Source organism: Glaciimonas sp. Gout2 (assembly GCF_035018905.1).
Lineage (GTDB): Bacteria > Pseudomonadota > Gammaproteobacteria > Burkholderiales > Burkholderiaceae_D > Glaciimonas.
The window spans coordinates 34,309-59,259 of sequence record NZ_JASJXA010000026.1 but is presented as its reverse complement, the minus strand read 5'-3'; the positions used below and the strand labels follow the sequence as shown (position 1 = coordinate 59,259).

Genomic DNA, 24,951 nt, shown 5'->3' with positions numbered 1-24,951 from the left:
TGGACATAAATTAAAAAGTAAAGCTTAAAAGCAATAAAATTCACGCGGCAATCATCATTGCTGAAAAGAAACAATTAACAATAAACAATGACAGGGAAACAGGGATGAACCTAAATGTGTGTGAAGTAATGGGTCGATGTGTTGGCGGTGCGGCAAGTGGGCTGAGCATTGTGGCGGTTATTGCCGCACTGTCCACCAATGTAATGGCGCAGTCGGCGTCTCGCCCTCAGGGCGCAACTACGTCGCCTAATACTATGACGTCAGCAGCTGGCTCAACGGCGGCGGCACCAACGATTGATACTGCGAACAGCACTATCGGCGAATTGCAGCAACTAATGCAGGGCCAGGGTATTAGTGAGTTGCGTACTACTTATAATGGCAATTACGGCTCCAGTCTTTTATTTAAGTCTGATAACCGCACTTATTATGTGGCTTTATTTCAACAAAAAAACTTTTGGAGAGTAGTTAAAACGACCTCCGAAGTCCAGGCAGAGCAGACCTATAAGAGTTTTGTGGGGCAAACGGAAAAACTGGCAGAGGTAGATATTCGTCGAATTAAGCTTGAGGCTGATAAGCAATATACGGAGCAATTAATTTCAGGGCAGGAAAACCGGTTGTTGGCACTTCAAAATGATTTAGCTGTTCAACGTCAGCAAGAGAAAACAGTTTCTGCGCAGCAAGATCAAGCGCGTCAACAAGCTCTGGCGTTAAATAATAAGCAACAAACGGCGCGTAACGAGTTAATGGTTCTGCGGAATCGTATTCGTGCGCTGGAAGCACAGCAAACGGTGATCGATGGAGGCAATATGGCTAATGAAAAAAGTGATGCAAAATCAGGGAAAAAGTAGGCTCTTAGTTAATCTGTAAATCAGTCACGGGCGCTTAATCGTTGGCGCACATGCCAGTTTAGTATGAGCAAGGTCAGCATTATTAACGCAGAATGCCTGCGAAAGATGCTGACCTTTTTCGTTTACGTGTCAAGTACCGAACGCCTGAATGTTGATTTAATTCAGCTTTTGACCGACATGTGACTTAACCGAGCTTTCTGTGAGATACCGCGGACGCGGACTGTTATAGAATTGTGTCCTCAGTGAAGTAGTTTTCAATATTGATTTTTCGCCATTATATTTTCTTGCAAAATATGCGGGCTCAGGTCACGGAAACAAAGCATACAACTGATACACCATGACACTATATTAATTATAAGTTTAATATCTACTAGTAAGGTTCGCATGTCAGAGTCTCGCCCGGAACGTCCCGATACGCCTTGTGTTGCAGTTTGTTCCACCACTTTTGATGACGTATGTCGTGGGTGTGGGCGCACTGTTAACGAAGTCGCACACTGGGTTTTTATGAATGATGAAGAGAAAACAGCCGTTTGGGAACGTATCACTGCCGAAGGTTATCCAAAGCGAAGAGGCTAATCGATTGAAATGACATACTCAGGCTCTATTCAGGTGCAGAAGTTAAAGACGATTACTTAAGTAATCGTCGATTTAACTCCGTTCGAATAGGTTGCTGTTTATAATATTGGGTCTGGAACGGCGTTGGAATATGATGAAAATGAGTCGCGACCGCGCAATCAATGGGGTTCAATTTTCAATCGCAGCGCATGCAGCATGGGCACCGGGTCTAGAAACCGACGCTGAGTGGCGCGAATGGGCGCAACGTTGCCCCCTGATTCAGGGTGACACCGAGCCTCCGGTTTTATCCATGCCAGCGATGCTGCGTCGACGCGCCGGATCTGTCGGCAGGATGGCGCTTGAAGTAGCATATCTCTGCCTACAAGGGCGATCCGACGTTGCTACAGTGTTTTGTTCGCGGCACGGCGAGTGCGCACGTTCGGTAGAACTGTTGCAAGATCTGGTGCGAGAGGTGCCGCTATCTCCGACTTCCTTTAGTTTGTCGGTGCACAACGCGACCGCTGGTTTGCTGTCGATTGCGCGACACGATCAGGCAAGTCATAGCGCTCTATCTGCAGGTAATAGCGGCGTCGAGCATGCGGTGATTGAGGCTTGCGGATTGCTAGCTGACGGTGCGCCGGAAGTATTGTTGGTGGTCTACGATGGTCTGTTACCGGATGAGTTCGGTGAATTCAAGGATTGCGAAGATCAGCCCTTTGCCTGGGCTTGGTTAATTCAACCGACCGTGCAGAGTGGCGCTGATACGATATTTCTTACTTGGGAATCTGCGGCTAGTCATAGTCTTAGTACGCATAGTGGGCGTAATGCGGAAAATACCGACATCACTAAGTTGTTGATGGCGAAGGTTCCTCAGCCAGCTGGTCTGGATATATTGGCATTTCAATTACGACAAGATCACGAGTTGATTCGGTTGGTTGACAACCGCCGCTGGTCTTGGCGATACAGTGTCGACCAGGAGCAACGGCGAATCGCGATGGTGACCAGTGAATAGAATTGTCAAACGCGTGAACCATTTTTGGCGCGTTGCTGCAACCGGCTTAAGTTTTCTGGTGTTTGGTGTAGTTGGATTGTTGATGGGATTGATCTTTTTTCCCTTGATGAATAGTTTCGTCAAGAAGCCGGAATCAAGCGCATCGGTAGCGCGCAAGATTATACGCGTGATGTTTCGGACTTTTATAAGGTTGTTGCGCATATTAGGCGTTTTGCGTTATGAAATTAGTGGGCTGGAGCGACTACAACGGCAAGGTTTGCTGATCTTGGCAAATCATCCAACTTTGATGGATACCGTGTTCCTGATGGCCTTTGTAAAGGATGCCGATTGCGTGCTCAAAAGCCAACTCTGGGAGAACAACTTTATCAGAGGATCAGCGCGTGCCGCCGGTTATATACGAAATGATACCGGTACGGGTTTATTGTCCGACGGTATCGCCTCTTTGCGGAGCGGGAGCAATTTGATTATTTTTCCTGAGGGAACGCGGACAGACGGTTCTATTGCCTTCAAACGTGGTGCTGCAAATATTGCTGTACGCAGTTTGTCGAACGTGACACCGGTCGTCATTCGTTGTTCGCCACCGACTCTCGGAAAAGGAGAAAAATGGTGGCAAGTACCATCAGCCATGGCACATTTCAGTATTGCGGTAAAAGAAGATATCGACGTCCAACCCTTTGTTGAGACGGCGGGAAGTGAAACGTTGGCTGCAAGGCATTTAACTGCTTATTTACAGAATTATTTTATAAAAGAAAGTCAATGTGATGGAGCAGCTTGAAAACGAGGTAAAGCAAGTCATTATCGAGGTATTGCAACTTGAAGATATTACAACCGCAGACATTGATACGAATGCGCCATTGTTTGGTGAAGGACTTGGACTAGACTCGATCGATGCACTCGAACTTGGGGTTGCCATCCAGAAGCGTTACGGTATTTCATTATCAGCAGATTCGGCGGAAACGCGTAACCATTTTGCTTCGGTACGCGCATTAGCCGCGATGATTGCCAGCAACAGAAAAAAATGAAGGTGTGACATGACGGCATCGATAAAAGTGGCAACGGCAGGAACTGCAGCTGCGACAATGACGAAAGAAGACATTGGTGCTTGGGTAGTAGATGTGTTGCACGATATGTTTGAAATCGATAAAGCCAGCATCACGCCGCAGGCCAACTTATACACGGATCTGGATATTGATAGCATTGATGCTGTTGATCTGGTGGTCAAACTGAAGCAATTTACGGGAAAGCGATTGCAGCCGGATGTATTTAAATCGGTCCGCACGGTGCAGGATGTCGTTGATGCCGTGGTTGCTTTGTTGGCAGAGGATACAAAATAAAACGCTTCTTTTCCGGCCTCTCTTCTAGTTACTTGTCTCGCCTGGTGTCATGCCTTTTGCCACGCTCATTGACGCGCTTATTCTCAGGTTTCATGCAACCCTGGATGCGGACGGTGTTGACCATCCTGACTGTGGTAATTACGCTGTTGTATCCGTTTGTTATCTGGTTCGGACATGGACGGGTTTCGCCTCGCGCGCTTGCATTGCTATTAATCATCGCAGCTGCAACCCGGCTGCCAATGGTTAAATTAAGTAAGGTTAGTCGTTGGTGTTTGGTCGCGGCATTGCTATTAGCTGCTGTTGCGATTTGGAATAATGCGTTGTTACCGTTAAAACTGTATCCGGTATTGGTTAATGCAGGCATGTTATGCGTCTTTGGATATAGTCTTTTCGTACCGCCTTCAATCATAGAGCGGATGGCGCGACTAACTGACCCACAGTTACCGGATTTTGCGATTGCTTATACTCGCCGTGTCACACAGGTCTGGTGTGGCTTTTTTGTGGTGAATGGTTCGTTAGCATTGATCACGGCATTTTGGGCATCGCCAGCAGTGTGGAGCGTTTATAACGGCATAGTTGCTTACGTTGCAATGGGGCTTTTGTTTGTGGGTGAATATATGGTCAGAATAGCGCTAAAACGTCGGCATAGACTTCAGTCATCTGGGCCACAGAATGTCTAGTTTAAACGATCTGTTGTCGTTATTATCGCCATTAAGCGCGCCACCAAAAGTAGGTATTAGCTCTACGGACAGGGCGCGTCCATTCGCATGGCGCGATGGCGAGAGCCTCGATCGTGCTTACTTTTTGGCGCGGGTTGATGCATGGCGTAACGCGTTATCACGTGATTCGGGCGCTTCTTTTGCATTATATTTGACAGATTGCGCCGAATTTTCCTGCGCATTATTAGGTGCCTGGCAGGCGGACAAAATCATTTATCTTGCAGGTGATGTATTGCCAGCAACATGTGCCGCCTTGGCGACGCTTGTGGATGGTTTTGTGGGCGAGTTTCCAGACGATTATCTCCCAATACGGTTGTCAATGCATTTGCCAGTAAGGTCAGGCTTGGAAGCGGTCAATCTTGCAGAGTCATCGATTTTCCCGCACCGTATTGATGACGCTTCCTATTATGGCTTCAAGACGCTATCGCCTGATTTCTCGGGATTGGTGATTTATACGTCGGGTAGTACCGGCGAACCGCAAGCGGTTATTAAGAAATTATCTCAGCTATCAACTGAAATCACGACGCTAGAAGCTTTATTTGGAGACGCTATCGGCGATGCGCATGTTATTGCTACGGTGTCGCATCAACATATTTATGGGCTTTTATTCAAAGTGTTGTGGCCGCTGACAACTGGCCGCACTATTCATGCACGGCAAATCGCATTTTTAGAAGAGCTATTGCCAGTCTTGCGCGTCACTGTTGATCGGCCTGCAATACTCATTTCCAGTCCCGCGCATCTGAAACGGATTCCGGCGTCAATGCAACCAGAGCTATTGCATTCATTGCGTGCAGTCTTTTCTTCTGGCGGACCATTGTCGCAAGATGCTGCACAAATAGCCTCGCAGTTTCTCGGGCATGTGCCGATCGAGGTCTACGGAAGTTCGGAAACAGGCGGTGTAGGATGGCGTCAACGTTCTTTCGATTTCATTGACAATCCTCTTGCACAAGTGGATGAAAGTTGGACTGTCATGCCTGAGATTACGTGGCGTATCAGTTCGGATGAATCAGTCCTCGAAATTTGCTCGCCGCATCTGCCTGATGCGAATTGGTTCAGTTTGACGGATCGGGTACAAGCAATTGATGAAATGCGGTTTTTGTTAAGAGGCCGAATTGATCGTATTGTGAAAGTAGAAGAAAAGCGTATTTCGCTAGACATGATCGAGTCACAATTGAAGATATCTTGCCTGGTGACGGACGTACGGGTTTTATTGCTTGATGAAGGGCCGCTTCAGCGCCGTCAGCAGATCGCCGCATTCGTTGTGCTGTCGGATGCCGGTCGTCTTTTCTATGCCGAGCAGGGAAAATTACTATTGAATCGACGACTACGGGATAGTATCGCCCATGCGATTGAGTCGATCGCGCTGCCGCGTAGCTGGCGCTATCTCGACGCGCTCCCATTGAACGCGCAGGGCAAGACGACGCGTGCTGCGTTATTGGCCGCTGCGGCCGAGACCGTGAATGCGCCATCATCGAACGCGTTGTTGGTGAGTCCCGTGACAAAACCAAACGTACGCGTGCTGGAAATGGATCTGGCGCAATCACGCGTCGTGCTTGAACTTACTGTTCCGCGTGATCTTCTCTATTTTAATGGTCATTTTGACGGATCACCTATTTTGCCAGGTGTGGTTCAGGTTGATTGGGCGATTGCGTATGGACGAGAATATTTACCTTTAGCGCCGCGTTTTTTGAGCATGCATGCCCTTAAATTCCAGCGCGTAGTCATGCCCGAAGAGGTTCTGCAACTGAGGCTTCAGCATGATAGTCAAAAATCCTCTCTGACGTTTAGTTTCAGCTCTGATGCTGGTCAGCACGCAAGCGGACGTATTCTGTTTGGAAATACTTCTAAAGTGGACCAGCCTCAACATGGTAGAGATTCGGTGGATGACAATAATCATCAGACTTTGAGTCACCAAAAAAATCCCGATCAGAACCCCGATCAAAATATAGACATCAAAACGACTGCCAATATGGATGCGTCAGATATCGTCACGCGGCAAATTTTTACGGTGGACTTTAATCCTTGTGCCATTATTCCAGTTTATAACCACGCACATGCAATCGGTCACGTGGTGGCGGCAATTCTGTCGTGCCAACTGCCATGTATATTGGTCGACGATGGCAGTTCGGCGGAGTGCGCTGCAGTATTAGATACGCTCGCTGCTGCGCATCCGGACCACATCATTCTGCTGCGTCATGCCGTAAATCGAGGTAAGGGCGGAGCCGTCGTGAGTGGTGTTCGTCATGCGGCACAAGCTGGCTTTACGCATGGGCTACAAATAGATGCAGACGGACAGCATTGTACGGATGATATTCCACTCTTTTTAGCGCAATCTGCTGCACGGCCAGATGCATTGATTGCCGGTGTGCCGCAGTATGACGATAGTGTGCCCAAGGTGCGGTTTTACGGACGTTATCTGACCCACGTATGGGTTTGGATCAATACGTTATCGCTTGATATCAAAGATTCGATGTGTGGTTTTCGGATCTATCCACTCGCGCCATTTGTAGCCTTGTCACATAAAAGAATACTTGGTCAACACATGGATTTCGATACTGACGTCATTGTGCGTTTATATTGGGATGGCATGCAGATTGTCAATTTTCCGACCAAGGTCGGTTATCCGAGTGACGGTGTTTCTCACTTTCGTCTGGTGAGAGATAATTTATTGATTTCTCGGATGCACGCGACGTTGTTTCTTGGCATGTTATGGCGTGTGCCGACTTTGCTGGTGAGAAAGTTTTCGCGCCGACGGAGCGGTCAATGACGCGCGCGCACCGTCATTGGGCCCAGATTAACGAATCCAGTTTTGTGGTTGGCATGCGTCTGATGTTTTGGCTATATCGTATCGCTGGTCGTTTGCCGTTTCGATTGGTGTTATATCCCATTCTCGGTTTTTATCTGGCGACCAAACCGATAGCGCGCCATGCCTCAAAAGATTATTTGCGGCGGGTGCGCGCATGTGGTTCGGTTGATGATAACGCGCAACTTCAGTCAGGTTTATCCGGGGTATTTCAGCACTTTGGCGCGTTTGCAGAAAGCATTCTGGACAAAATGCTGCTATGGGGCGGATTGTTTAAAACCCAAGACGTCACCAGCACCGGGAAGGAGCTGATTCGGGATAATTTGGAGGCAAAGCGCGGTGGCTTGTTGATTTGCGCCCATCTTGGCAATTTAGAGTTATGTCGCGTGTTATCGCGGCAGCGCAGCGGTTTGCGTATTACTGTTTTGGTCCACACCAAGCATGCGAAAGCTTTTAACCGATTGCTGGCAAAGCTTGATCCGGATAGTCAGTTGAATCTGATGCAAGTGACTGAACTGACCCCCGTCATGGCAATGTTGTTGGCAGAAAAGGTGGCCCAAGGCGAGTTTGTGGCGATTGCTGGCGATCGCATTCCAGTATCGCCGCAGCCACGCGTCGCCCATGCCAACTTTCTTGGGAACTCAGCCCCATTCCCTATTGGTCCTTATGTCTTGGCTAGCGTATTGCAATGTCCGGTTTATTTGCTGTTTACGTTGACTATTGGTAGCCGTTCCCAATGTCATTTTGAATTGTTTCGGGATGCCATTCATTTGCCACGTAAACATCGCAATCAAATATTGAATGAACTGGCCGCCGCGTATGCGAAGCGACTGGAACACTATTGTTTGAAAGCGCCTTTGCAGTGGTTTAACTTTTATGATTTTTGGTATTTATCAACCTATGACAACGCACAACACTGATCTAAACACAGCATCAGAGATGCCTGACATTTTGCCGCGAAATATTTGTTTTGATCGAGAGCGTCTGACGATTGAAGATATTGTCGAGATCGCGTCCGGCTCAGCAAAAGTGACCCTATCTACGGATCCCGTATTTCGGGCCACGATCATGCGCGGAGCCGATTTTCTGGATCGTTTGTTGCGAGAGGACGGAACTATTTACGGCGTGACGACCGGTTATGGGGATTCCTGTATGGTCAATGTGCCGGCTGAATTAGTGCTGGAATTACCGCATCATTTATATACCTATCATGGCTGTGGTCTCGGGGAACATTTTACGCCCGAGCAGACGCGGGCTATTCTGGCGGTCCGCCTGGCGTCGTTGTGTAAAGGGTATTCTGGTGTCAGTGTCGGCCTACTCGAACAGATTACTCGGCTGTTGAAAGAAGATTTGTTGCCGTTGATTCCCGCAGAGGGATCCGTCGGGGCTAGCGGTGATTTGACGCCGTTATCCTATCTCGCCGCCGTGCTGTGTGGTGAGCGCGAAGTCTGGCGTAAAGGCGTCAAAGTATCTGCTGCCGAGGCATTGGCTGCGGTCGGCATGACACCATTACGTTTGCGACCCAAAGAAGGTCTGGCGATCATGAACGGTACTGCTGTGATGACGGCGCTGGCCTGCCTTGCATATGACCGCGCCGAGTATCTGGTGCGCATTGCCACCCGCATTACCGCGATGTCGAGCTTTGCGCTGGACGGCAATGCACATCACTTCGACGAGGCGTTATTTGCTGTCAAACCGCACGCAGGGCAACAACAAGTTGCCGCATGGTTACGCCAGGATTTGCCGGCTCCAGATGCGCCTCGCAACGAACAGCGTTTACAGGATCGTTATTCGATTCGCTGCGCCCCACACGTGATCGGTGTCCTGGCCGATGCGCTTACCTGGATGCGGCAATCGATTGAGAATGAACTCAATAGTGCTAACGATAATCCCATCATTGACGGTGAAAATGAACGCGTGCTGCATGGCGGCCATTTTTATGGTGGTCATATTGCCTTCGCTATGGATAGCATGAAAAATGCGGTTGCCAACGTGGCCGACTTATTAGATCGGCAGATGGCGTTACTGGTCGATAGTCGTTATAACCACGGCTTGCCATCCAATCTATCAGGCGCAGAAGGACCGCGGGCTAGTATTAATCATGGCTTAAAAGCGCTACAAATCAGTGCATCGGCCTGGACCGCTGAAGCGCTGAAACTGACCATGCCAGCCTCCGTATTTTCACGTTCTACCGAATGTCATAATCAGGACAAAGTCAGCATGGGTACGATTGCTGCGCGGGATTGTTTGCGGGTGCTGCAATTGACCGAACAAGTAACGGCGGCATTGTTAATTAGCGTCCGCCAAGGTGTTTGGCTGCGCTGCCGGGTGGACGAGACAGCAAAACCCCAAAAGAACTTGCAAGTAATGCTGGATGTGCTGGCGGATGATATTGCGGCGATCAAGGAAGACCGTATGTTAGAGCCTGATTTGCGTTTGTTGCTGGCGCGTATCAATTCGAAAGCATGGGATTTATATGTATAAAAAGGAAAGTCGCTGGACTGCCGAGATTGCCTTGAAAGTACAATTTTACGATCTTGACCCGATGGACATTGTCTGGCACGGCAATTATGTAAAGTATATGGAGCAAGCACGATGCGCGCTGCTCGATGCGATTGCGTACAACTACTCGGAAATGCAGGATTCGGGTTATGCATGGCCGGTGATTGATTTACATCTGCGGTATGTTCACCCCGCAACGTTTGGTCAAGATATCAGCGTTCGCGCAAGTATTGTCGAATGGGAAAATCGCCTGAAGATGGATTATTTAATCACCGATCTTACCACCGGCCAGCGCTTGACCAAGGGTACGACCACGCAAGTCGCGGTTGATATCGCGACGCGTGAAATGTGTTTTGCTTCGCCTGCTGTGTTGTTTCAAAAATTGGGAATTGCTACACCATGAAACGTTTATTTTCATCCGGTTTATTTTCGTCGATAGTCACGCCAGTTTTGATTAGTGGTTTTTTCATCGTTCTGGCTGCATCTGCGCAAGCGGCTGCACCTATCGCAAAAATACAGGAAATGTTGGCAAAGCCGCCGGTCTTGTGTGGTCGCTTCGACCAAGCCAAGCAACTGATGGGAATCAAAAAACCATTACTGTCGAATGGTCGTTTTTGTGTTGTGAGCGGCAAAGGTGTTCTATGGCGAACATTGCAGCCATTTCCGAATACATTGCGTCTCAAGCGCGATGAGATCGTGCAAATGCAGGGTGATCGCGTGGCTATGCGACTGGATGCCAAGCAGGAACCGGTAGTCCGAATGATCAATAGCGTGATGTTCTCTTTAGTAGCTGGCGATTTGAGTCAATTGGAATCTTTGTTTGACATGGATGGCAGCATTCAGGGCAGCATCTGGAAAGTCGCTCTAAAGGCACGTCAACCGGCGCTAGCCAAAGCGATCGGTACGCTGACACTGACCGGCGGTACTACCGTCAAAAGCGTGACGATCAACGAAGCCAGTGGTGACCGCACCGAGATTACTTTCTCCGGCGTGCAGAGCGGCGTAAATGCGATGACCAGCGAAGAAGGGGCCGCACTTGACTAACGAGGCCGGTGATAAGGCCAATACTGAAATCGATACCGGAACCAGTAATAGTGTTAGCAAGTGGCCGAAACGATTGGTGTGGATCTGGCTGCTGGTGGTTGGGCTGATATTGAGTCATAACGCCTATCTATGGTTGGTACAAAAGGTCGTACCCGATACTGATATTCTTGCGTTATTGCCCGTGGAGCAGCGTGATCCGGTTTTACAACAAGCGTTCACGCATATGGTGGATTCGGCCCAGCAACGGGTTATTGTGCTGGTTGGGGCCGACGATTGGGCGCAAGCGCGTGCAGCTGCCGATGCTTACTCTGCGGTACTGATCAAACATCCCGCATTGTTCGAGGCCACAGCACCGATGTCGGAGCAAGCGCAGACCGACTGGTTAGGGCCATCGCAGCAAAATCGACTCAGTTTGTTGACCGCCGAGCAGCAAAAGCTGCTGCAGGAGAAGCCACCGGCGTTCTGGGTTGAGTCCGCCTTGAGACAGTTATATAGTCCTTTTTCTGGTCCTAAATTGGGTGCGTGGCAGGATGATCCGTTTGGCTTGTTTACGGGCTGGGTGCAGGCGCGCGCGCAAGAGACGCCGGTCAGGCCCCGTGATGGCTATTTGTTCGTGGAGGCCAATGGCCGCCAATATGTGATGCTATTGCTGACTTTGCGTCAACCGGCGTTTTCAATGGCAAACCAGCAAGCAGTATTGCCATTGCTGAACGTCGCTGCCAAGGCAGCCAAATTAACCGTTCCCAAAGTTGAGTTGATTAGCGCCGGTGTGATATTGCACGCTGGTGCTGCCAGCGCTCAGGCTAGCGCCGAGATGTCGACCATTGGTGTAGGTTCGCTTCTTGGGATCGTACTGCTGATGTGGTTGACATTCGGTGCATTTCGGCCTGTCGGCTTGATTGTTCTGTCGATCGCTATCGGCTGCCTTGGAGCCTTTTCAATTTGCTGGCTTATTTTTGGACGCGTGCATTTGCTGACCCTTGTGTTTGGCGCTAGTCTGATCGGTGTTGCACAGGATTATGGCATCTATTTTTTATGTAGTCGTGCAGGAAGTGATAAGTCCCTACCGTCGCACCAATTGTTACGGCGTCTATTGCCGGGATTGTTATTGACGTTGACCGCTGCCGTGATTGGCTACATCGGGTTGGCGCTGACGCCTTTTCCAGGGCTAAGGCAGATGGCGGTCTTTTCGGTACTGGGTTTGGTGTTTGCGTGGCTGACCGTGATTTGCTGGTTTCCGACTTTGGTCCAGCCGTCGACTTTAAAGGGGACACGTTTTGCCGACTGGTGTGGGGCGAGTCGTCATCACTGGCCGCTATTTCAACGTAATTTTGGCACCTTGTTGGTAGCGATATTATTTGGTGTTTTCGTGGTGACTGGATTAACCCGATTGCGCGTCAACGATGACATCCGCTCTTTGCAGTCTCCGCCGAAAGTGCTGTTAGACGATCAGATCAAATTATCAAAAATACTCGACGCACCGACTCCCGTGCAATTTTATCTGGTACGCGGTGATAGCGCGGAGCAAGTGTTGCAACGTGAAGAAGCGCTGCGGTTACGGCTCGATCCATTGATCGCGCAGCACGTAATCAGCGGTTATCAGGCGATGTCCAGCTGGACGCCATCAATGCAAGCGCAAATCGCGAACCGCGTATTAATGGAGCGCGCTCTACTAGGTAAAGACGGACCGTTGAAAGCCCTGGCGGCGCAGCTTGGCGAGGACCAAAGCTGGATTAAGCAGATGCGTGAGCGGGCGTTGGGTGCGGCAACTCAGGTTGGTACCAACACCAGCACTTTGACGCCTGATGCATTTTTAAAAACCCCGGCGAGTGAACCGTCACGACATCTTTGGCTTGGTCGGGTTGAGGGTGTGCATGGTGTGACTTTTGCCAGCATTGTGGCGTTGCGTGGTCTGAATAATTATGCGAATTTACCCCTGTTACAAAAGACAGCATCGCACTTGGATGGTGTTCAATGGGTCGATAAAGTGAGCGAAATTTCTACTGTATTGGGTGATTACCGGCAATATATGGGAAGTGTATTACTGGGCGCTTATGTTGCCATTTTCTTGCTGCTGTTCGGGCGTTATCGTTTTGCAGGATGGCGTGTGGTGTTGCCTCCAGCTATTGCCAGTATTGGGGTGCTTGCTTTACTAGGGATTATTGGTCAACCCTTGCAAATGTTTCATATGCTGGCGCTGATGCTGATCCTCGGATTGGGTGTTGATTACGGTATTTTTTTGCAGGAGAAAACTGACCATCAAGATCCCGCAGGACGGTTTGCCTGGCTGGCGGTTTGTTTGTCGGCTGTAAGCGCCTTATTGTCATTCGGGCTATTAGCGTTATCAAGTACGCCGCCGTTGCATGCGTTTGGATTCACGATGTTGGTTGGCATCGCGATTGTGTGGCTGATAGCACCTTGTTTTAGCCAAAGTAAAAACTCACGGTTGTAAAGGTAGAAAAAATGGATATTAACGTTAAGAAGTGTGATGTTGTCGTAATCGGTGCGGGTCCGGCAGGATCGGTCGCAGCTGCGTTATTGCGACAGCAAGGTCGCCAGGTCCTGGTCCTTGAGCGTGAGCAGTTTCCGCGTTTTAGTATTGGTGAAAGTTTATTGCCGCAAAGTATGGCTTATCTGGAGCAGGCCGGCATGCTGCAAGCGGTAGTTGAAGCTGGATTTCAATATAAAAATGGCGCAGCTTTTGTGCGCGGCAAAAAATACACTGCTTTCGATTTTCGTGATAAACATGCTAACGGTTGGGGCACCACTTATCAGGTGCAACGTGCCAATTTCGATCAGTTGTTGGCCAAAGAAGCAGAGCGCCAAGGCGCTGAAATATGTTTTCAGCATACAGTCACCGCTGTCGACCTCAATGGCGGCAAGCCGCGTGTTAAGGTGCAAGATCCGAGTGGCATAGAATATAAGGTTGAAGCAGAGTTTATTTTGGATGCAAGTGGATTTGGCCGTATTTTGCCGCGCTTGCTGGAACTGGAAACGCCATCTAATTTTCCTGTTCGTGGTGCGATTTTTACGCATATTGAAGATGGCATCGCTTCACCAGATTTTGATCGGAATAAAATTCGTGTCACGGTGCATCCTGAGCATTGCGACGTCTGGTATTGGCTGATTCCGTTCGCTGGCGGTCGCTGTTCGATCGGCGTGGTGGCCGAAACAGCGTTTTTGGCTAAATATCAAGGGTCGGACACTGAACGTCTTCAAGCGCTGGTGAATGAAGATCCGGCATCGCGGAAACTGCTGGAAAACGCTTGCTGGGATACGCCAGCGCGTTCTATCGTCGGTTATTCTGCCAATGTTAAATCGTTATGGGGAAAAGGTTATGCGTTGCTTGGCAATGCTGGTGAGTTCCTTGATCCGGTATTTTCTTCGGGTGTCACTATTGCCTTAAAATCTGCCAGTTTGGCTGCCGAAGTATTAGGTCGCCAGTTATCCGGCGCTAAAGTCGATTGGGAGAGTGAGTATGCGACTCCACTCAAAAAAGGCGTCAATACGTTTCGGACGTTTGTTGAGTCGTGGTACGGCGGTGGATTTCAAAACGTTATTTTTCATGAAAATCAGCAACCCGAAATTCGTCGCATGATTTCGTCAATTTTGGCTGGTTACGCGTGGGACGAGAGTAATCCCTATGTACGCGAAAGTAAGCGTCGTTTGAAGGCGCTGGAGGAAATATGCGCTTGACTGCGATAGGCAAACGTTATGCGGCCTTAATCGTGGTGGCCGTGCTGATGGCGGGTTGCGCCAGTACCGAGCCTGCGGCACCGCCAGAGCGATTGGGTTTAAAACTGTCGCCAGCGTCATTGGGTGCCAGCATCAGCTTGCAACAGCATTTGACGGTTGAACGTAATGGTCGCACTGATCAACTGGATGCTGCGCTTGAAATTGATCCTAAAGAATTAAATATGGTCGGGTTGGCGTTGGGGCAACGCGTATTGACTTTGCATTATGATGGAAAAACGTTAGAGTCCTGGCGTCATCGGATGCTGCCGTCTCAAGTTCGGGCGGATGACGTGTTGGAGGATACGCAACTGACCTTATGGCCGGTAGAAGCCATTCGGAAGGCGTTGCCTGAAGGCTGGAAAATTGAACAACAGGGTTTGCGCCGGACCTTGTTGCGTGATGGCGTCCCGGTCACTGTCATTGTTTATAGTAATGCGTCGCCATGGAGCGGCAAGGTGGAATTAACGAACATCCGTTATGACTATCGTCTGACAATTGAGTCAGTTGGCGGCGATAGTTCAAGTACGCCGATAAACATTGCGGCACCTTAATTTGGTCATTTGAATATGTTTTATTTAAACGAACTGGGTCTTATTTGCGCGCTTGGCGATACCCATGCCGGAATCCGTCAGCGCCTGTTTGCCGGCCAAACCGGCATTGTGATGACGGATCGCTATTCATCCGTTGGTGCGTTGCCGATCGGTTGCGTGGAAAGTGTTTTGCCTACGATGGATCTTGGTAACTACCCGCTAGCCCATCGTAGCCGGAATAATCAACTGCTGTTGGCTGCGTTAAAACAGATACGACCAGCAGTGGATGCCGTCATCGAACAGTACGGACCCGACCGGATAGCGATTGTACTTGGCACCAGTACCTCTGGCATTGCCGAAACCGAAGCGGCATTTCACGCGGCGTATGGGAAAACTGCAAGCGTGGACCCTGCGGATCGAAAATTTCCGCCAAACTTTACTTATAGACAACAAGAGATGGGATCAGCCGCAGCGATGTTAGCCGATGCGTTAGGAGTAACTGGTCCGGCTTATGTGCATTCCAGCGCTTGCGCTTCCAGCGCCAAAGCGATGGCGAGCGCCGCACGACTAATCCAGATGGGTTTGTCTGATGTAGTACTTACCGGCGGAGTTGATTCGTTATGCGCATTCACTGTAGCTGGATTCGGTGCTCTGGCGTCGGTCAGTAAAGTGCGGTGCAATCCATTTAGCGCCAATCGCGACGGTATTAATATTGGCGAGGGTGCAGCATTGTTTTTGATGAGTGCAAAACCTGCGACGGTAGCATTGCGCGGGTGGGGCGAGTCTTCTGATGGTTATCATATTTCTGCGCCAGATCCAGATGGTAACGGTGCCCGAATTGCCATTACCCAAGCGCTCAGAAGGGCCAACGTCGACGCGACGCAGATCGATTACATCAATTTGCACGGTACGGCTACCCAGCAAAACGATGCTATGGAAAGTAGGGTCGTGAATACTATTTTTGGCGACCGAGTCGCCGCAAGTTCGACTAAAGCTTATACCGGTCATACCTTAGGTGCAGCGGGTGCCGTTGAAGCCGGTTTGTGTTGGCTGGCAATGCAAGATGACAATTCTGGCGGTTATTTACCACCGCATTTGTGGGATGGTGTCACGGATAACAAGTTGGCGGAATTGAATCTACTACCTGAAGGATATCGGCTTGGGCATCCATTGCGCTGGGCGCTAAGTAACTCATTTGCATTTGGTGGCGCTAACGCAGCGCTGGTGATGGGACGCGAATAATGGGCGAGGTTTCCTGCAAAATTGACAGTGATGATATCAGTCAGGTTTCTATAGAGCCTGGCGGTGTAGTAATGAATCAAGCGGTTGATGGAGTAATCAATGAGGTAATCAATGCAGTGAAAATGCAACCTGCACAAAAGCAGCTTGCATCACTTTTAATTTTATCAACGGATGGTGTGGCATCTGGTCGTTTTGCACCACCGAATATTCAGAGTTTGTTGCCACATTCGGGTGTGATGGTTTTGCTTGATCGGTTTGTTTTCGCTGACGAAGAGTGTTTATGCGCTGAGGTGGTGATTCGAGCAGATAGTCTATTTATGGGAACCGATGGTGTTGGAAGTTGGGTTGGCGTGGAATATATGGCGCAAGCTATTGCAGCTTTTGCTGGTTATAAGGCACGCATCGATGGCAATCCGGTAAAAGTAGGATTTTTGCTTGGCACGCGACGTTATGAGGCAAGTTGTGGCTTTTTTCCATTGGGCGCAGTATTGCATATTTTGGTAAAACGACTTATGCAGGCCGATAATGGACTCGGATCATTTGAGTGCGCAATCTATGACGCCACCGATAGCGTAGACGAAATGAAGCGCGGTGAGGTTGCAGGGACGCTGTTTGATCTTGCTGGCGAAGCGGATAACAATATGCGGCCTTTAGTGCGTGCCACTATTACCGTGTTTCAACCGCATGATGTGACTGGTTTTCTTGAAGGAATGGTGGAATGACGTTGGCAATAGTAAATAATGAAAATGGTAAAGCCGACAATGGTAAAGCCGACAACTTAAGCAAGTCGGTACTGGTAACCGGGTCAAGCCGTGGGATCGGTAAGGCCATTGCATTGCGATTGGCACGAGAGGGCTATGACATCGTATTACATTGTCATCGTCAGCGCGATGCGGCGGAAGCGGTAGCCGCTTTAATACGTGCGATGGGTCGTCAGGCACGTGTGTTGCAGTGTGATATCGGTGACCGGCAGCGTACGTCTGATATTTTGTTGGCAGATATCGCAGAGCATGGTTGTTATTACGGTGTGGTGTGTAATGCCGGTGTGGCCCGAGACAATGCTTTTCCCGCGATGTCGGGTGAAGATTGGGATCTGGTGTTAAAGACCAATCTGGATGGATTCTATAATGTTCTCAATCCGCTAGTGATGCCGATGGTGCATCGTCGTGCGCCAGGTCGCATTGTGACATTGGCATCAGTATCGGGATTGATCGGCAATCGCGGACAAGTCAACTATAGCGCTGCGAAGGCCGGCATCATTGGTGCTACCAAGGCGCTGGCAATCGAGCTAGCGAAGCGCCACATTACGGTTAATTGTGTCGCACCGGGTTTAATTGAAACCGACATGATCGCAGATGTTCCGCTTGAGGAGGCACTTAAAATGATTCCAGCCCGGCGTGTAGGTAAACCGGAAGAAGTTGCAGCTACCGTGTGTTTCCTGATGGGAACTGATGCCGCTTACATCACGCGTCAGGTGATTTCTGTCAATGGAGGAATGGCATGACGCGGCGTCGCGTAGTGGTCACCGGAATGGCAGGAATCAGCCCGATAGGAAATGATTGGACAAGTATCCGTGCGCGTCTGGGCAGTTATCGTAACGCGATCGTGCGGATGGAAGAGTGGGCCGATTATGATGGATTGAACACCCAATTGGGCGCACCGGCGACAGACTTTACGCTGTCTGATCGCTACACGCGGCGAACGATGCGCAGCATGGGACGGGTCGCATTGATGGCAACCCGAGCGACTGAAGTGGCGTTGATTGATGCAGGTCTCATCGATGATCCACTACTCAAAAATGGGTGTTGTGGGATCGCTTATGGTTCGTCCGCGGGCACGCCCAAAGCGATAGGTGATTTCGGCAAGATGATGGAAGAGCGCTCGACAAGAGGGATCAACGCGACGACTTATATCAAGATGATGGCCCATACGGCGCCAGTGAATATTGGTGTGTTTTTTGGCGTGACCGGCCGCGTGATAACAACATCCAGTGCATGCACTTCAGGTAGTCAAGGCATTGGTTATGCCTATGAAGCGATTTGTAGTGGTCGGCAAAACATCATGATTGCTGGCGGTGCCGAAGAGTTGTGCGCGACCGAAGCGGCAGTCTTTGATACCTTGTTTGCGACCAGCATACGCAACGACATGCCTGAATCGACGCCGAGACCATTTGACACGAAACGCGATGGCTTGGTGATCGGTGAAGGTGCCGCAACATTCATTCTGGAGGAATTGGAGCATGCACGTGCGCGCGGCGCAACAATTCACGCCGAGATAGTCGGATTTGGAACCAACAGTGATGGTTGCCATGTAACGCATCCCAATACCGATACGATGCGCATTGCGATGGAGTTAGCACTGCAGGATGCGGCTCTATCGTCGTCTGCAATTGGTTATATCAGCGCACATGGCACGGGTACAGAGCAAGGTGACATTGCTGAGTCTCACGCCACGGCGCAGGTATTCGGCAATCAGGTTCCCATAAGTTCGCTGAAAAGTTATACCGGCCATACGCTCGGTGCATGCGGTGCTTTAGAGGCATGGACGGGTATTGAAATGATGCGGGAAGGCTGGTTTGCCCCGACAATCAATTTGACCGAATTAGATCCGCGCTGCGCTGATCTGGATTACATCACGAATGAGGGGCGGGCCATTCAGTGCGATTATTTTATGTCGAATAATTTTGCGTTTGGTGGAATTAATACGTCATTGATTTTTAAAAGATTTGGATAAGACTATTTATGCGTGCCGCCTCAGTTTGGTTGGTCGACGGGCGTCATTGGCCGGACCACATACTTGCGCCGTGGCTCGCCTGTCTGACCGAAGCTGAACAACAACGTTATCGCCGTTTTATCAGACCAATGCGGCAGCGCGAGTTTTTAATAGGGCGGATTCTTTTACGGTTTGCCGTTGCGCGACTAGCTAATTTAGCATTCACTGACATAGGCGTTGTTGACCGTAAAGATAACGCACCGTTACCGGTGCTTCCAGACAGATTGTCTAAGGAAATTATCGATCTGCCTTTTTTAAGCTTATCTCATAGCCGTGGCTGGGTTGCTTGCGCGGTGAGCGTTGATACGCCGCTTGGCCTTGATATTGAGGCGCTGGATGCCAGTCGTGATGTTACATCTTTAGGAGACATTGCATTTACCTGCGCCGAGAACCAATGGCTATCCCAGCACAAGGACGCGGAAAAAAAAGCAGCTTTTTATGCTCTTTGGAGCGAGCGGGAGGCGTTGTACAAAATGAGGTCAAGCGCCGACCGTCCGTGGAGCGAGGATGCCTTGGTGAGTGATGGCATAAAATTGACATCCGGGTCGGATTGGACTTTATACTCTCCTCTACACTCCAAGCTCGCTATCTGCTTGTGCAGCAGATATGCGGTGTCAAAGCCGCTTTTGCTTGAATTAACTGGTGACTCTCCATTCGCATGGGCGCTGCAGGCTGATGGATTGCCCGAAACTGATGTAAGCTTTAATCAAGCTTTTACTCAACCGTTTCAAGCTTTGCCAACCGTATTGCATTAGCTGTCGCTCTTGAGTGCAATGGGTACAATCCGGTCTGAGCAACCTCTGCAATTGAGGCGTTTAACTGCGACAGTAAATTGCTGGACTGTTTCATATGCCGGTCAATGAGCTTGTTTTTTTCGATTGGAATGGGCTTGAAGAAAGTGCCGGTCGCAAAGGCAATCAGTTCTTTAGTGCCGTTCAATAACTCCTGAATTGCGAGTTTCGCCACTTGCTGATGCAAGCCCAGCATCCTTATTGTCATGGCATGGGCCGACTCAGAAAGTGCATCCATTTTTTCTTGTCCCATTAAGCTAAACTCTTCCTGATCGCGTTGATTGGGTACAGGGCCAGCCATTGCCATACGAACACTGCGATGTGTGATGACTTGCGCGGACGCTGTCATCATTTCACGCGTTTGGGTTGCCAGGTCGCCCCATACGGTATAGGGATTTTCTGTAGTACTTGCTTGGGTTAAGCGGTTTGTGTTGGATTTCATAGTAACTCCTAAATGAGATCATTGAATACCGCAAAAGCATATCGAAAAAGCTCCGTGCGCATTCAATGTGTATTGACTCTATGGTTGCCGAGAAAGCACAAAACACAGCCTGTTAGCGCTAACAATACTCTTTTTTTTGATTTCCCGTGAGATATTTGTTGCGGTGCACCATAAGAGTGCTGCTTTGTTAAAAAACATTAAATGGAACCAAAATCATATTTTTTTGGGCTTATTGACAACTTCACATAAAAACAAGCAAATCTTCCATTAACCTAAGGGCGGCTTCAGGTAAAATTCTTGTATGAAAATTCTCATCAGCAACGACGATGGTTATCTGGCCCCGGGCATCATTGCATTGGCAAATGCGCTGACACCGATAGCGGAAATTGTGGTGGTCGCGCCAGACAGCAATCGATCCGGCTCTTCTAATTCTTTGACACTAGATCGTCCGTTGTCGGTTCATCGCGCCGAAAATGGTTTTTATTTCATCAATGGAACACCGTCGGATTGCGTGCACATTGCACTGACCGGGATGCTTAATTTTCGCCCCGATTTGATTGTTTCGGGGATCAATCAAGGTCAGAATATGGGAGATGACACCTTGTATTCGGGTACCGTCGCGGCTGCTACCGAAGGATTTTTGTTCGGCATTCCCTCGATTGCGTTTTCGCAGGTAAGTAAGGGTTGGGAAGAATTAGACGCCGCAGCTAAGGTCGCGCGTGAGATTGTCGAGCGTCGATTTGCGACTATGCCGCAGCCTTATCTCTTAAACGTCAATATTCCGAATCTTCCATACCATCAATTGAAGCCCGCGCTGGCTACACGTCTGGGTAAACGGCATGTTTCTGAATCGGTCATCAAGACGCAAGATCCTCACGGGCGAGAAATTTACTGGATTGGTCCTGCAGGTGCAGCAAAAGATGCCAGCGAAGGGACCGATTTTCATGCGATCGCAAAAGGGCATGTCTCGATTACGCCATTACAGATTGATTTAACCCATGCGATGCAACTGGCCGCACTTACCAAGGATTTGTCATGACGGAAGCGCCAAAGCGTTTCCCCTTGACGTTGTCATCGGTGGTCGACACTAAATCGCGGTCTTCCGGCGTGGGTTCCAATCGTGTCGTTGCAACTCCCCAAACTGCGACTAGAAATGCCGCTTACGATAATCTTAAATCGGCTCCGCCAAAAGCGGCATTTAATTCTGCCTCTGATAAACAACCCTATTTTAATCCTTCAGCATCGGCGGGTAATGCGGGCAAGAAGACCGGTTCGACTCCCGGTAACCAGCACAATCTAGCCAGCCAAACCAATCAAACTAACCAGCATTCAACAGATAAACGGTCTACGACGTTGGTGTCGGAGGGAGTTCGTAAAGCCATGGTCGCGCGGATTGCGAAGCTGGGTGTGAGAGACGTCAGCGTGCTGGCGGCAATGGAGGCGGTACCGCGGCACATGTTCATGGAGCCCGGGCTGGCTAGTCAGGCTTATATTGATGCATCGCTACCCATCGGCCACCATCAAACTATTTCACAGCCGTATATTGTTGCCCGAATGATTGAGGTTATGCGCGACAATCAGCAAGGTGGCGTGCTCAATCGCGTATTGGAAATCGGAACCGGTTGCGGCTATCAGGCCGCGGTGTTGTCTTTGGTGGCAAAAGAGGTCTATTCGATTGAACGGATCAAGCCTTTACATGAGTTAGCGAGAAGTAATTTGCGACCGTTGCGTGTAGCAAATATCCGACTGCATTACGGAGATGGTATGCTTGGCCTGCCGCAAGTGGCGCCTTTTGATGGAATTATCTTAGCTGCCGCTGGGCTTGAAGTGCCGCAAGCATTGCTGGATCAGATGGCGATAGGCGGTCGACTGGTGGCGCCAGTGGGTTCGCGTCATCAAGTTCTTCAGTTGATTCAGCGTATCACTAAATTTGACTGGACCAGCACTACGCTCGAAGATTGCCATTTCGTGCCGTTGCGTTCCGGGATCGCATGAGCTGAGCAGTCTTCGGCAATATAACGAAAAAGCCAGAAGATGCAGAATATAGCGGCCCGGCAGCGATGGTTGGCCAACATCGGTCTATAAAGACTTGCTGGTAACAAATTTTTAAAACTTTTAAACGAAAAATGATCGGATATTGAATCCATGAAATACTATGGCGTTCAATGTTGTGTTTAATCGGTTGTCTGTTACTACAAATAACCGCATCGATCTTAACCGCGATACGTCGCAAATAAAAATGTAATGAGAATGAAGAAAACACGCCTTGTATTGCTGGGAATAATCGTCGGCTCAATTGCTGCATGTAGCACGACGCGAACACCCGCGCCCGTAGTAGATCGCAGAGTCGGTGGCCCGAACGTAAGTGCGGCTCCTAATACGCCTCAGGCACCCAGGGTTAGCGGCCCAGGATATTACACAGTGAAAAAGGGCGATACGCTGTATCGGATTGCACTTGAGTTCGGGCAAAGTTATCGCGATATTGTCAGCTGGAATAATCTCAATAACGCCAACGACATCAAGGTTGATCAAGTGCTGCGGGTTCAACCTCCTGAGGCTGGCAGCAGTCTGGCTGGTGGCGCACAAGTCGGTAACGTTTCGAGCGAATCCGGGGTCGATGTCCGCCCGCTCGGCACAGCGCCTTCCGCTTCTTCCAGTGCAAATGGCACGATGAATGGCGGTAATAAAACAAGTCCACGCGGCGACAAGCGTCCATATTCGGACAGCGCGCTGGCGGAATTGCAAAAACCGGATGCGCCATCTCCACCATCGGCATCTGATAGTCGGCCTGATGTGAAGCCAGACTCCCGCGCAGAAGTAAAACCGGATCCAACGAAAAATAACGAGAAAGCGATCTCACCACCAATCGCCTCTGCGACAGAGGATGGCCGCGTAGACTGGATGTGGCCAACAGAAGGCAAGGTGTTGGGGGGATTCGATCAAGGTAAAAAGGGTATTGATATTGCCGGAAAAACGGGGCAGCCTGTGTTAGCGGCCGCGGCAGGTAAGGTTATGTATGCTGGTAGCGGTATTCGTGGTTATGGCAATCTGGTGATCGTTAAGCACACCAATAATTTATTATCCGCGTACGCGCATAACAAGGTTATTCTTGTGAAAGAGGGACAAGTTGTCAGCAAGGGGCAAAAGATCGCAGAAATGGGAAATTCGGATAGTGATTCGACCAAGCTGCATTTTGAAATTCGCCAGCAAGGCAAGCCAGTTGATCCCTCAAAATTTTTACCTGGTCGCTAATCTATAAGCAGCACGATAGAATAGAGGCAAATAAAGGTTAGCAAGTCAGTTTGATGGTGCATTGTTGTTATTGGGTATCGGATTCAAAGAGGTTGTCAACTGTGTAATTAACCAAGTGAACGGCTAAATGAACAAGCGCCTTCCTGCTCGACAAAGTGATCAAAATAAAGTGTCATCTGGAGAAGTGCCAGATGACATTATCAGTGATCTCGACACCACCGCTGAAAAAGAAGCGCTCGAGGAGAGCGATGATGGCGAGGCGGAAGATATCGAAGCCGGTATTGATGATCTTGATGCCGGTGATAGTGTCGTGGTCGTGGTTGATGGTGTTGATGAGCTGAAAAAAGTATTAGCGGCCGAATTGTCCACCGATACCACGCAGCATTATCTTAATCAAATTGGTACCCGACCACTCCTCACCATTCCTGAAGAAGTACATTTCGCGACACTGGCCAAGCAAGGGGATTTTCCTGCTCGCCAAAAGATGATTGAGCACAACCTACGTTTGGTTGTTTCAATCGCTAAACACTACATCAATCGCGGAGTTACCTTGCTTGATCTGATCGAGGAAGGTAATCTCGGTCTCATGCGTGCCATAGACAAGTTTGAGCCGGAACGGGGCTTCCGATTTTCGACCTATGCGACCTGGTGGATACGGCAAAGCATTGAACGGGCAATTATGAATCAGGCGCGCACTGTCCGCTTGCCGGTTCACATGGTGCGTGAATTAAATCAAATCTTGCGGGCCAAATATCACCTTGAAGCACAACATCATGATGGCAAAGATGCGAATGCAGAAGACATTGCCCATTTAGTAGGTCGTCCTGTGGATGAAGTGCAAGCAGTATTAGCGCTTTCAGAGCATGCAACATCGCTAGACGCACCGTTAGATCAAGATCCATTGGCCAGTCTTCTGGATTTGTTGCCGAGTGCCACTGAAGAACATCCTGATGCCTGTGCTGAACAAAAAGAGACATCTATTCTGGTACGGGTTTGGCTAGAAAGACTCACTGACAAGCAGCGCAATGTGATCATGCGTCGTTTCGGTCTGGATAATGATGATCCTTCAACCTTAGAAGAGCTAGCGGTTGAAATCGGCGTCACGCGTGAACGAGTCCGGCAAATTCAGCAGGAAGCATTAATAAAGCTGAAGCGCTTGTTAGGAGCAAAAGGGGTGGATAAAGACGCCTTTCTTTAGCCTTGGAAGATCCTGAAAGCTAATTGGACAGATGACTTACGTCGGATAGTCGTTATAATTCGGTCCTTTCCCAATCTCGTTTTATGCTGTTCCTTCAAAATCGCTTCCTTTTCCTGTGCAGCAACTTCAGATGGTGAGCAGCAGATTCTGGCGCGGATTTCCTTTGCCGCCG

General features: G+C 49.5%; 25 protein-coding genes. 24 read left to right on the top strand and 1 reads right to left on the bottom strand.

The features are described 5' to 3' along the window. The first annotated feature begins 104 nt into the window (after positions 1-104). The 20 genes from QN379_RS16575 (at position 105) to QN379_RS16480 (ending at position 19,851) form a co-directional block, all read left to right on the top strand. Entirely contained in the window at positions 105-848 is a 744-nt protein-coding gene (locus QN379_RS16575; protein WP_323507109.1) for a DUF2968 domain-containing protein, read from the top strand. A gap of 384 nt (positions 849-1,232) precedes the next feature. After that, positions 1,233-1,424 (top strand): DUF1289 domain-containing protein, encoded by a 192-nt coding sequence (locus QN379_RS16570; RefSeq protein WP_322237375.1) that lies wholly within the window; start codon positions 1,233-1,235, stop codon positions 1,422-1,424. Between the two features lie 130 nt (positions 1,425-1,554). Then, positions 1,555-2,415 (top strand): beta-ketoacyl synthase chain length factor, encoded by an 861-nt coding sequence (locus QN379_RS16565; RefSeq protein ID WP_323507108.1) that lies wholly within the window; start codon positions 1,555-1,557, stop codon positions 2,413-2,415. Then, on the top strand, positions 2,408-3,190 hold the full coding sequence (locus tag QN379_RS16560; protein ID WP_322237382.1) for a lysophospholipid acyltransferase family protein: 783 nt from the start codon (positions 2,408-2,410) through the stop codon (positions 3,188-3,190). The genes QN379_RS16565 and QN379_RS16560 overlap by 8 nt, the downstream gene beginning before the upstream one ends. After that, the gene (locus tag QN379_RS16555; RefSeq protein WP_323507107.1) at positions 3,177-3,437 is read left to right on the top strand and encodes a phosphopantetheine-binding protein; all 261 of its coding nucleotides are present in this window, start codon (positions 3,177-3,179) and stop codon (positions 3,435-3,437) included. Before QN379_RS16560 ends, QN379_RS16555 begins: the two co-directional genes overlap by 14 nt. 57 nt (positions 3,438-3,494) lie before the next feature. Next, the gene (locus QN379_RS16550) at positions 3,495-3,749 is read left to right on the top strand and encodes an acyl carrier protein (RefSeq protein ID WP_322240568.1); all 255 of its coding nucleotides are present in this window, start codon (positions 3,495-3,497) and stop codon (positions 3,747-3,749) included. Between the two features lie 92 nt (positions 3,750-3,841). Next, complete coding sequence (locus tag QN379_RS16545; protein WP_323507106.1) at positions 3,842-4,429, top strand: hypothetical protein; 588 nt, start codon at positions 3,842-3,844, stop codon at positions 4,427-4,429. After that, complete coding sequence (locus QN379_RS16540; RefSeq protein ID WP_323507105.1) at positions 4,422-7,235, top strand: AMP-binding protein; 2,814 nt, start codon at positions 4,422-4,424, stop codon at positions 7,233-7,235. The genes QN379_RS16545 and QN379_RS16540 overlap by 8 nt, the downstream gene beginning before the upstream one ends. Next, complete coding sequence (locus QN379_RS16535) at positions 7,232-8,191, top strand: acyltransferase (protein WP_322237393.1); 960 nt, start codon at positions 7,232-7,234, stop codon at positions 8,189-8,191. The genes QN379_RS16540 and QN379_RS16535 overlap by 4 nt, the downstream gene beginning before the upstream one ends. Positions 8,192-8,210: 19 nt before the next feature. Continuing rightward, positions 8,211-9,755, top strand: coding sequence for an aromatic amino acid ammonia-lyase (locus QN379_RS16530; RefSeq protein WP_323507104.1), 1,545 nt, complete (start codon positions 8,211-8,213; stop codon positions 9,753-9,755). Next, a complete protein-coding gene (locus QN379_RS16525) occupies positions 9,748-10,176 on the top strand; it encodes an acyl-CoA thioesterase (protein ID WP_322237398.1) in 429 nt (142 codons plus the stop codon). The genes QN379_RS16530 and QN379_RS16525 overlap by 8 nt, the downstream gene beginning before the upstream one ends. Continuing rightward, positions 10,173-10,817, top strand: coding sequence for an outer membrane lipoprotein carrier protein LolA (locus QN379_RS16520; protein WP_323507103.1), 645 nt, complete (start codon positions 10,173-10,175; stop codon positions 10,815-10,817). Before QN379_RS16525 ends, QN379_RS16520 begins: the two co-directional genes overlap by 4 nt. 76 nt (positions 10,818-10,893) lie before the next feature. Further along, entirely contained in the window at positions 10,894-13,269 is a 2,376-nt protein-coding gene (locus QN379_RS16515) for an MMPL family transporter (protein WP_323507120.1), read from the top strand. Positions 13,270-13,280: 11 nt separating this feature from the next. Further along, complete coding sequence (locus QN379_RS16510) at positions 13,281-14,513, top strand: NAD(P)/FAD-dependent oxidoreductase (RefSeq protein ID WP_322237404.1); 1,233 nt, start codon at positions 13,281-13,283, stop codon at positions 14,511-14,513. Continuing rightward, on the top strand, positions 14,504-15,103 hold the full coding sequence (locus QN379_RS16505; protein WP_323507102.1) for a DUF3261 domain-containing protein: 600 nt from the start codon (positions 14,504-14,506) through the stop codon (positions 15,101-15,103). Before QN379_RS16510 ends, QN379_RS16505 begins: the two co-directional genes overlap by 10 nt. 15 nt (positions 15,104-15,118) lie before the next feature. Continuing rightward, positions 15,119-16,324: a beta-ketoacyl-ACP synthase gene (locus QN379_RS16500; RefSeq protein WP_323507101.1), complete on the top strand. Its 1,206-nt coding sequence runs from the start codon at positions 15,119-15,121 to the stop codon at positions 16,322-16,324. Continuing rightward, positions 16,324-17,046, top strand: coding sequence for a hypothetical protein (locus tag QN379_RS16495; protein ID WP_323507100.1), 723 nt, complete (start codon positions 16,324-16,326; stop codon positions 17,044-17,046). The genes QN379_RS16500 and QN379_RS16495 overlap by 1 nt, the downstream gene beginning before the upstream one ends. Continuing rightward, on the top strand, positions 17,043-17,828 hold the full coding sequence (gene fabG, locus QN379_RS16490) for a 3-oxoacyl-ACP reductase FabG (protein WP_322237414.1): 786 nt from the start codon (positions 17,043-17,045) through the stop codon (positions 17,826-17,828). Before QN379_RS16495 ends, fabG begins: the two co-directional genes overlap by 4 nt. After that, positions 17,825-19,057: a beta-ketoacyl-ACP synthase gene (locus tag QN379_RS16485; protein WP_322237417.1), complete on the top strand. Its 1,233-nt coding sequence runs from the start codon at positions 17,825-17,827 to the stop codon at positions 19,055-19,057. Before fabG ends, QN379_RS16485 begins: the two co-directional genes overlap by 4 nt. Positions 19,058-19,185: 128 nt before the next feature. Further along, positions 19,186-19,851, top strand: coding sequence for a 4'-phosphopantetheinyl transferase family protein (locus tag QN379_RS16480; protein ID WP_323507099.1), 666 nt, complete (start codon positions 19,186-19,188; stop codon positions 19,849-19,851). Here QN379_RS16480 and QN379_RS16475 read toward each other — a convergent pair. Beyond that, positions 19,811-20,329 (bottom strand): polyhydroxyalkanoate granule-associated phasin, encoded by a 519-nt coding sequence (locus QN379_RS16475; RefSeq protein WP_323507098.1) that lies wholly within the window; start codon positions 20,327-20,329, stop codon positions 19,811-19,813. The two genes, QN379_RS16480 and QN379_RS16475, sit on opposite strands and share 41 nt — an antisense overlap. A 301-nt stretch (positions 20,330-20,630) precedes the next feature. Between QN379_RS16475 and surE the strand changes: the two genes are divergently transcribed. From surE to rpoS, 4 genes are all read left to right on the top strand, one after another. After that, positions 20,631-21,368 carry a 5'/3'-nucleotidase SurE gene (gene surE / locus QN379_RS16470; protein ID WP_322237424.1) on the top strand — a complete coding sequence of 246 codons (738 nt, stop codon included), beginning with the start codon at positions 20,631-20,633 and terminating at the stop codon, positions 21,366-21,368. Then, complete coding sequence (locus QN379_RS16465) at positions 21,365-22,324, top strand: protein-L-isoaspartate(D-aspartate) O-methyltransferase (RefSeq protein WP_322237426.1); 960 nt, start codon at positions 21,365-21,367, stop codon at positions 22,322-22,324. Before surE ends, QN379_RS16465 begins: the two co-directional genes overlap by 4 nt. Positions 22,325-22,579: 255 nt before the next feature. Next, positions 22,580-23,581: a peptidoglycan DD-metalloendopeptidase family protein gene (locus QN379_RS16460; protein ID WP_323507097.1), complete on the top strand. Its 1,002-nt coding sequence runs from the start codon at positions 22,580-22,582 to the stop codon at positions 23,579-23,581. Positions 23,582-23,708: 127 nt separating this feature from the next. After that, positions 23,709-24,779, top strand: coding sequence for an RNA polymerase sigma factor RpoS (gene rpoS, locus QN379_RS16455; RefSeq protein ID WP_322237430.1), 1,071 nt, complete (start codon positions 23,709-23,711; stop codon positions 24,777-24,779). The last annotated feature ends 172 nt before the right edge of the window (positions 24,780-24,951 follow it).

Bases quoted from the DNA above. Each gene is read 5' to 3' on its own strand.
- QN379_RS16575 (WP_323507109.1), top strand. From the start codon at position 105: ATGAACCTAAATGTGTGTGAAGTAATGGGTCGATGTGTTGGCGGTGCG.
- QN379_RS16570 (WP_322237375.1), top strand. From the start codon at position 1,233: ATGTCAGAGTCTCGCCCGGAACGTCCCGATACGCCTTGTGTTGCAGTT.
- QN379_RS16565 (WP_323507108.1), top strand. From the start codon at position 1,555: ATGATGAAAATGAGTCGCGACCGCGCAATCAATGGGGTTCAATTTTCA.
- QN379_RS16555 (WP_323507107.1), top strand. From the start codon at position 3,177: ATGGAGCAGCTTGAAAACGAGGTAAAGCAAGTCATTATCGAGGTATTG.
- QN379_RS16550 (WP_322240568.1), top strand. From the start codon at position 3,495: ATGACGAAAGAAGACATTGGTGCTTGGGTAGTAGATGTGTTGCACGAT.
- QN379_RS16545 (WP_323507106.1), top strand. From the start codon at position 3,842: ATGCAACCCTGGATGCGGACGGTGTTGACCATCCTGACTGTGGTAATT.
- QN379_RS16540 (WP_323507105.1), top strand. From the start codon at position 4,422: ATGTCTAGTTTAAACGATCTGTTGTCGTTATTATCGCCATTAAGCGCG.
- QN379_RS16535 (WP_322237393.1), top strand. From the start codon at position 7,232: ATGACGCGCGCGCACCGTCATTGGGCCCAGATTAACGAATCCAGTTTT.
- QN379_RS16530 (WP_323507104.1), top strand. From the start codon at position 8,211: ATGCCTGACATTTTGCCGCGAAATATTTGTTTTGATCGAGAGCGTCTG.
- QN379_RS16525 (WP_322237398.1), top strand. From the start codon at position 9,748: ATGTATAAAAAGGAAAGTCGCTGGACTGCCGAGATTGCCTTGAAAGTA.
- QN379_RS16520 (WP_323507103.1), top strand. From the start codon at position 10,173: ATGAAACGTTTATTTTCATCCGGTTTATTTTCGTCGATAGTCACGCCA.
- QN379_RS16510 (WP_322237404.1), top strand. From the start codon at position 13,281: ATGGATATTAACGTTAAGAAGTGTGATGTTGTCGTAATCGGTGCGGGT.
- QN379_RS16505 (WP_323507102.1), top strand. From the start codon at position 14,504: ATGCGCTTGACTGCGATAGGCAAACGTTATGCGGCCTTAATCGTGGTG.
- QN379_RS16500 (WP_323507101.1), top strand. From the start codon at position 15,119: ATGTTTTATTTAAACGAACTGGGTCTTATTTGCGCGCTTGGCGATACC.
- QN379_RS16495 (WP_323507100.1), top strand. From the start codon at position 16,324: ATGGGCGAGGTTTCCTGCAAAATTGACAGTGATGATATCAGTCAGGTT.
- fabG (WP_322237414.1), top strand. From the start codon at position 17,043: ATGACGTTGGCAATAGTAAATAATGAAAATGGTAAAGCCGACAATGGT.
- QN379_RS16485 (WP_322237417.1), top strand. From the start codon at position 17,825: ATGACGCGGCGTCGCGTAGTGGTCACCGGAATGGCAGGAATCAGCCCG.
- QN379_RS16480 (WP_323507099.1), top strand. From the start codon at position 19,186: ATGCGGCAGCGCGAGTTTTTAATAGGGCGGATTCTTTTACGGTTTGCC.
- QN379_RS16475 (WP_323507098.1), bottom strand. From the start codon at position 20,329: ATGAAATCCAACACAAACCGCTTAACCCAAGCAAGTACTACAGAAAAT.
- surE (WP_322237424.1), top strand. From the start codon at position 20,631: ATGAAAATTCTCATCAGCAACGACGATGGTTATCTGGCCCCGGGCATC.
- QN379_RS16465 (WP_322237426.1), top strand. From the start codon at position 21,365: ATGACGGAAGCGCCAAAGCGTTTCCCCTTGACGTTGTCATCGGTGGTC.
- QN379_RS16460 (WP_323507097.1), top strand. From the start codon at position 22,580: ATGAAGAAAACACGCCTTGTATTGCTGGGAATAATCGTCGGCTCAATT.
- rpoS (WP_322237430.1), top strand. From the start codon at position 23,709: ATGAACAAGCGCCTTCCTGCTCGACAAAGTGATCAAAATAAAGTGTCA.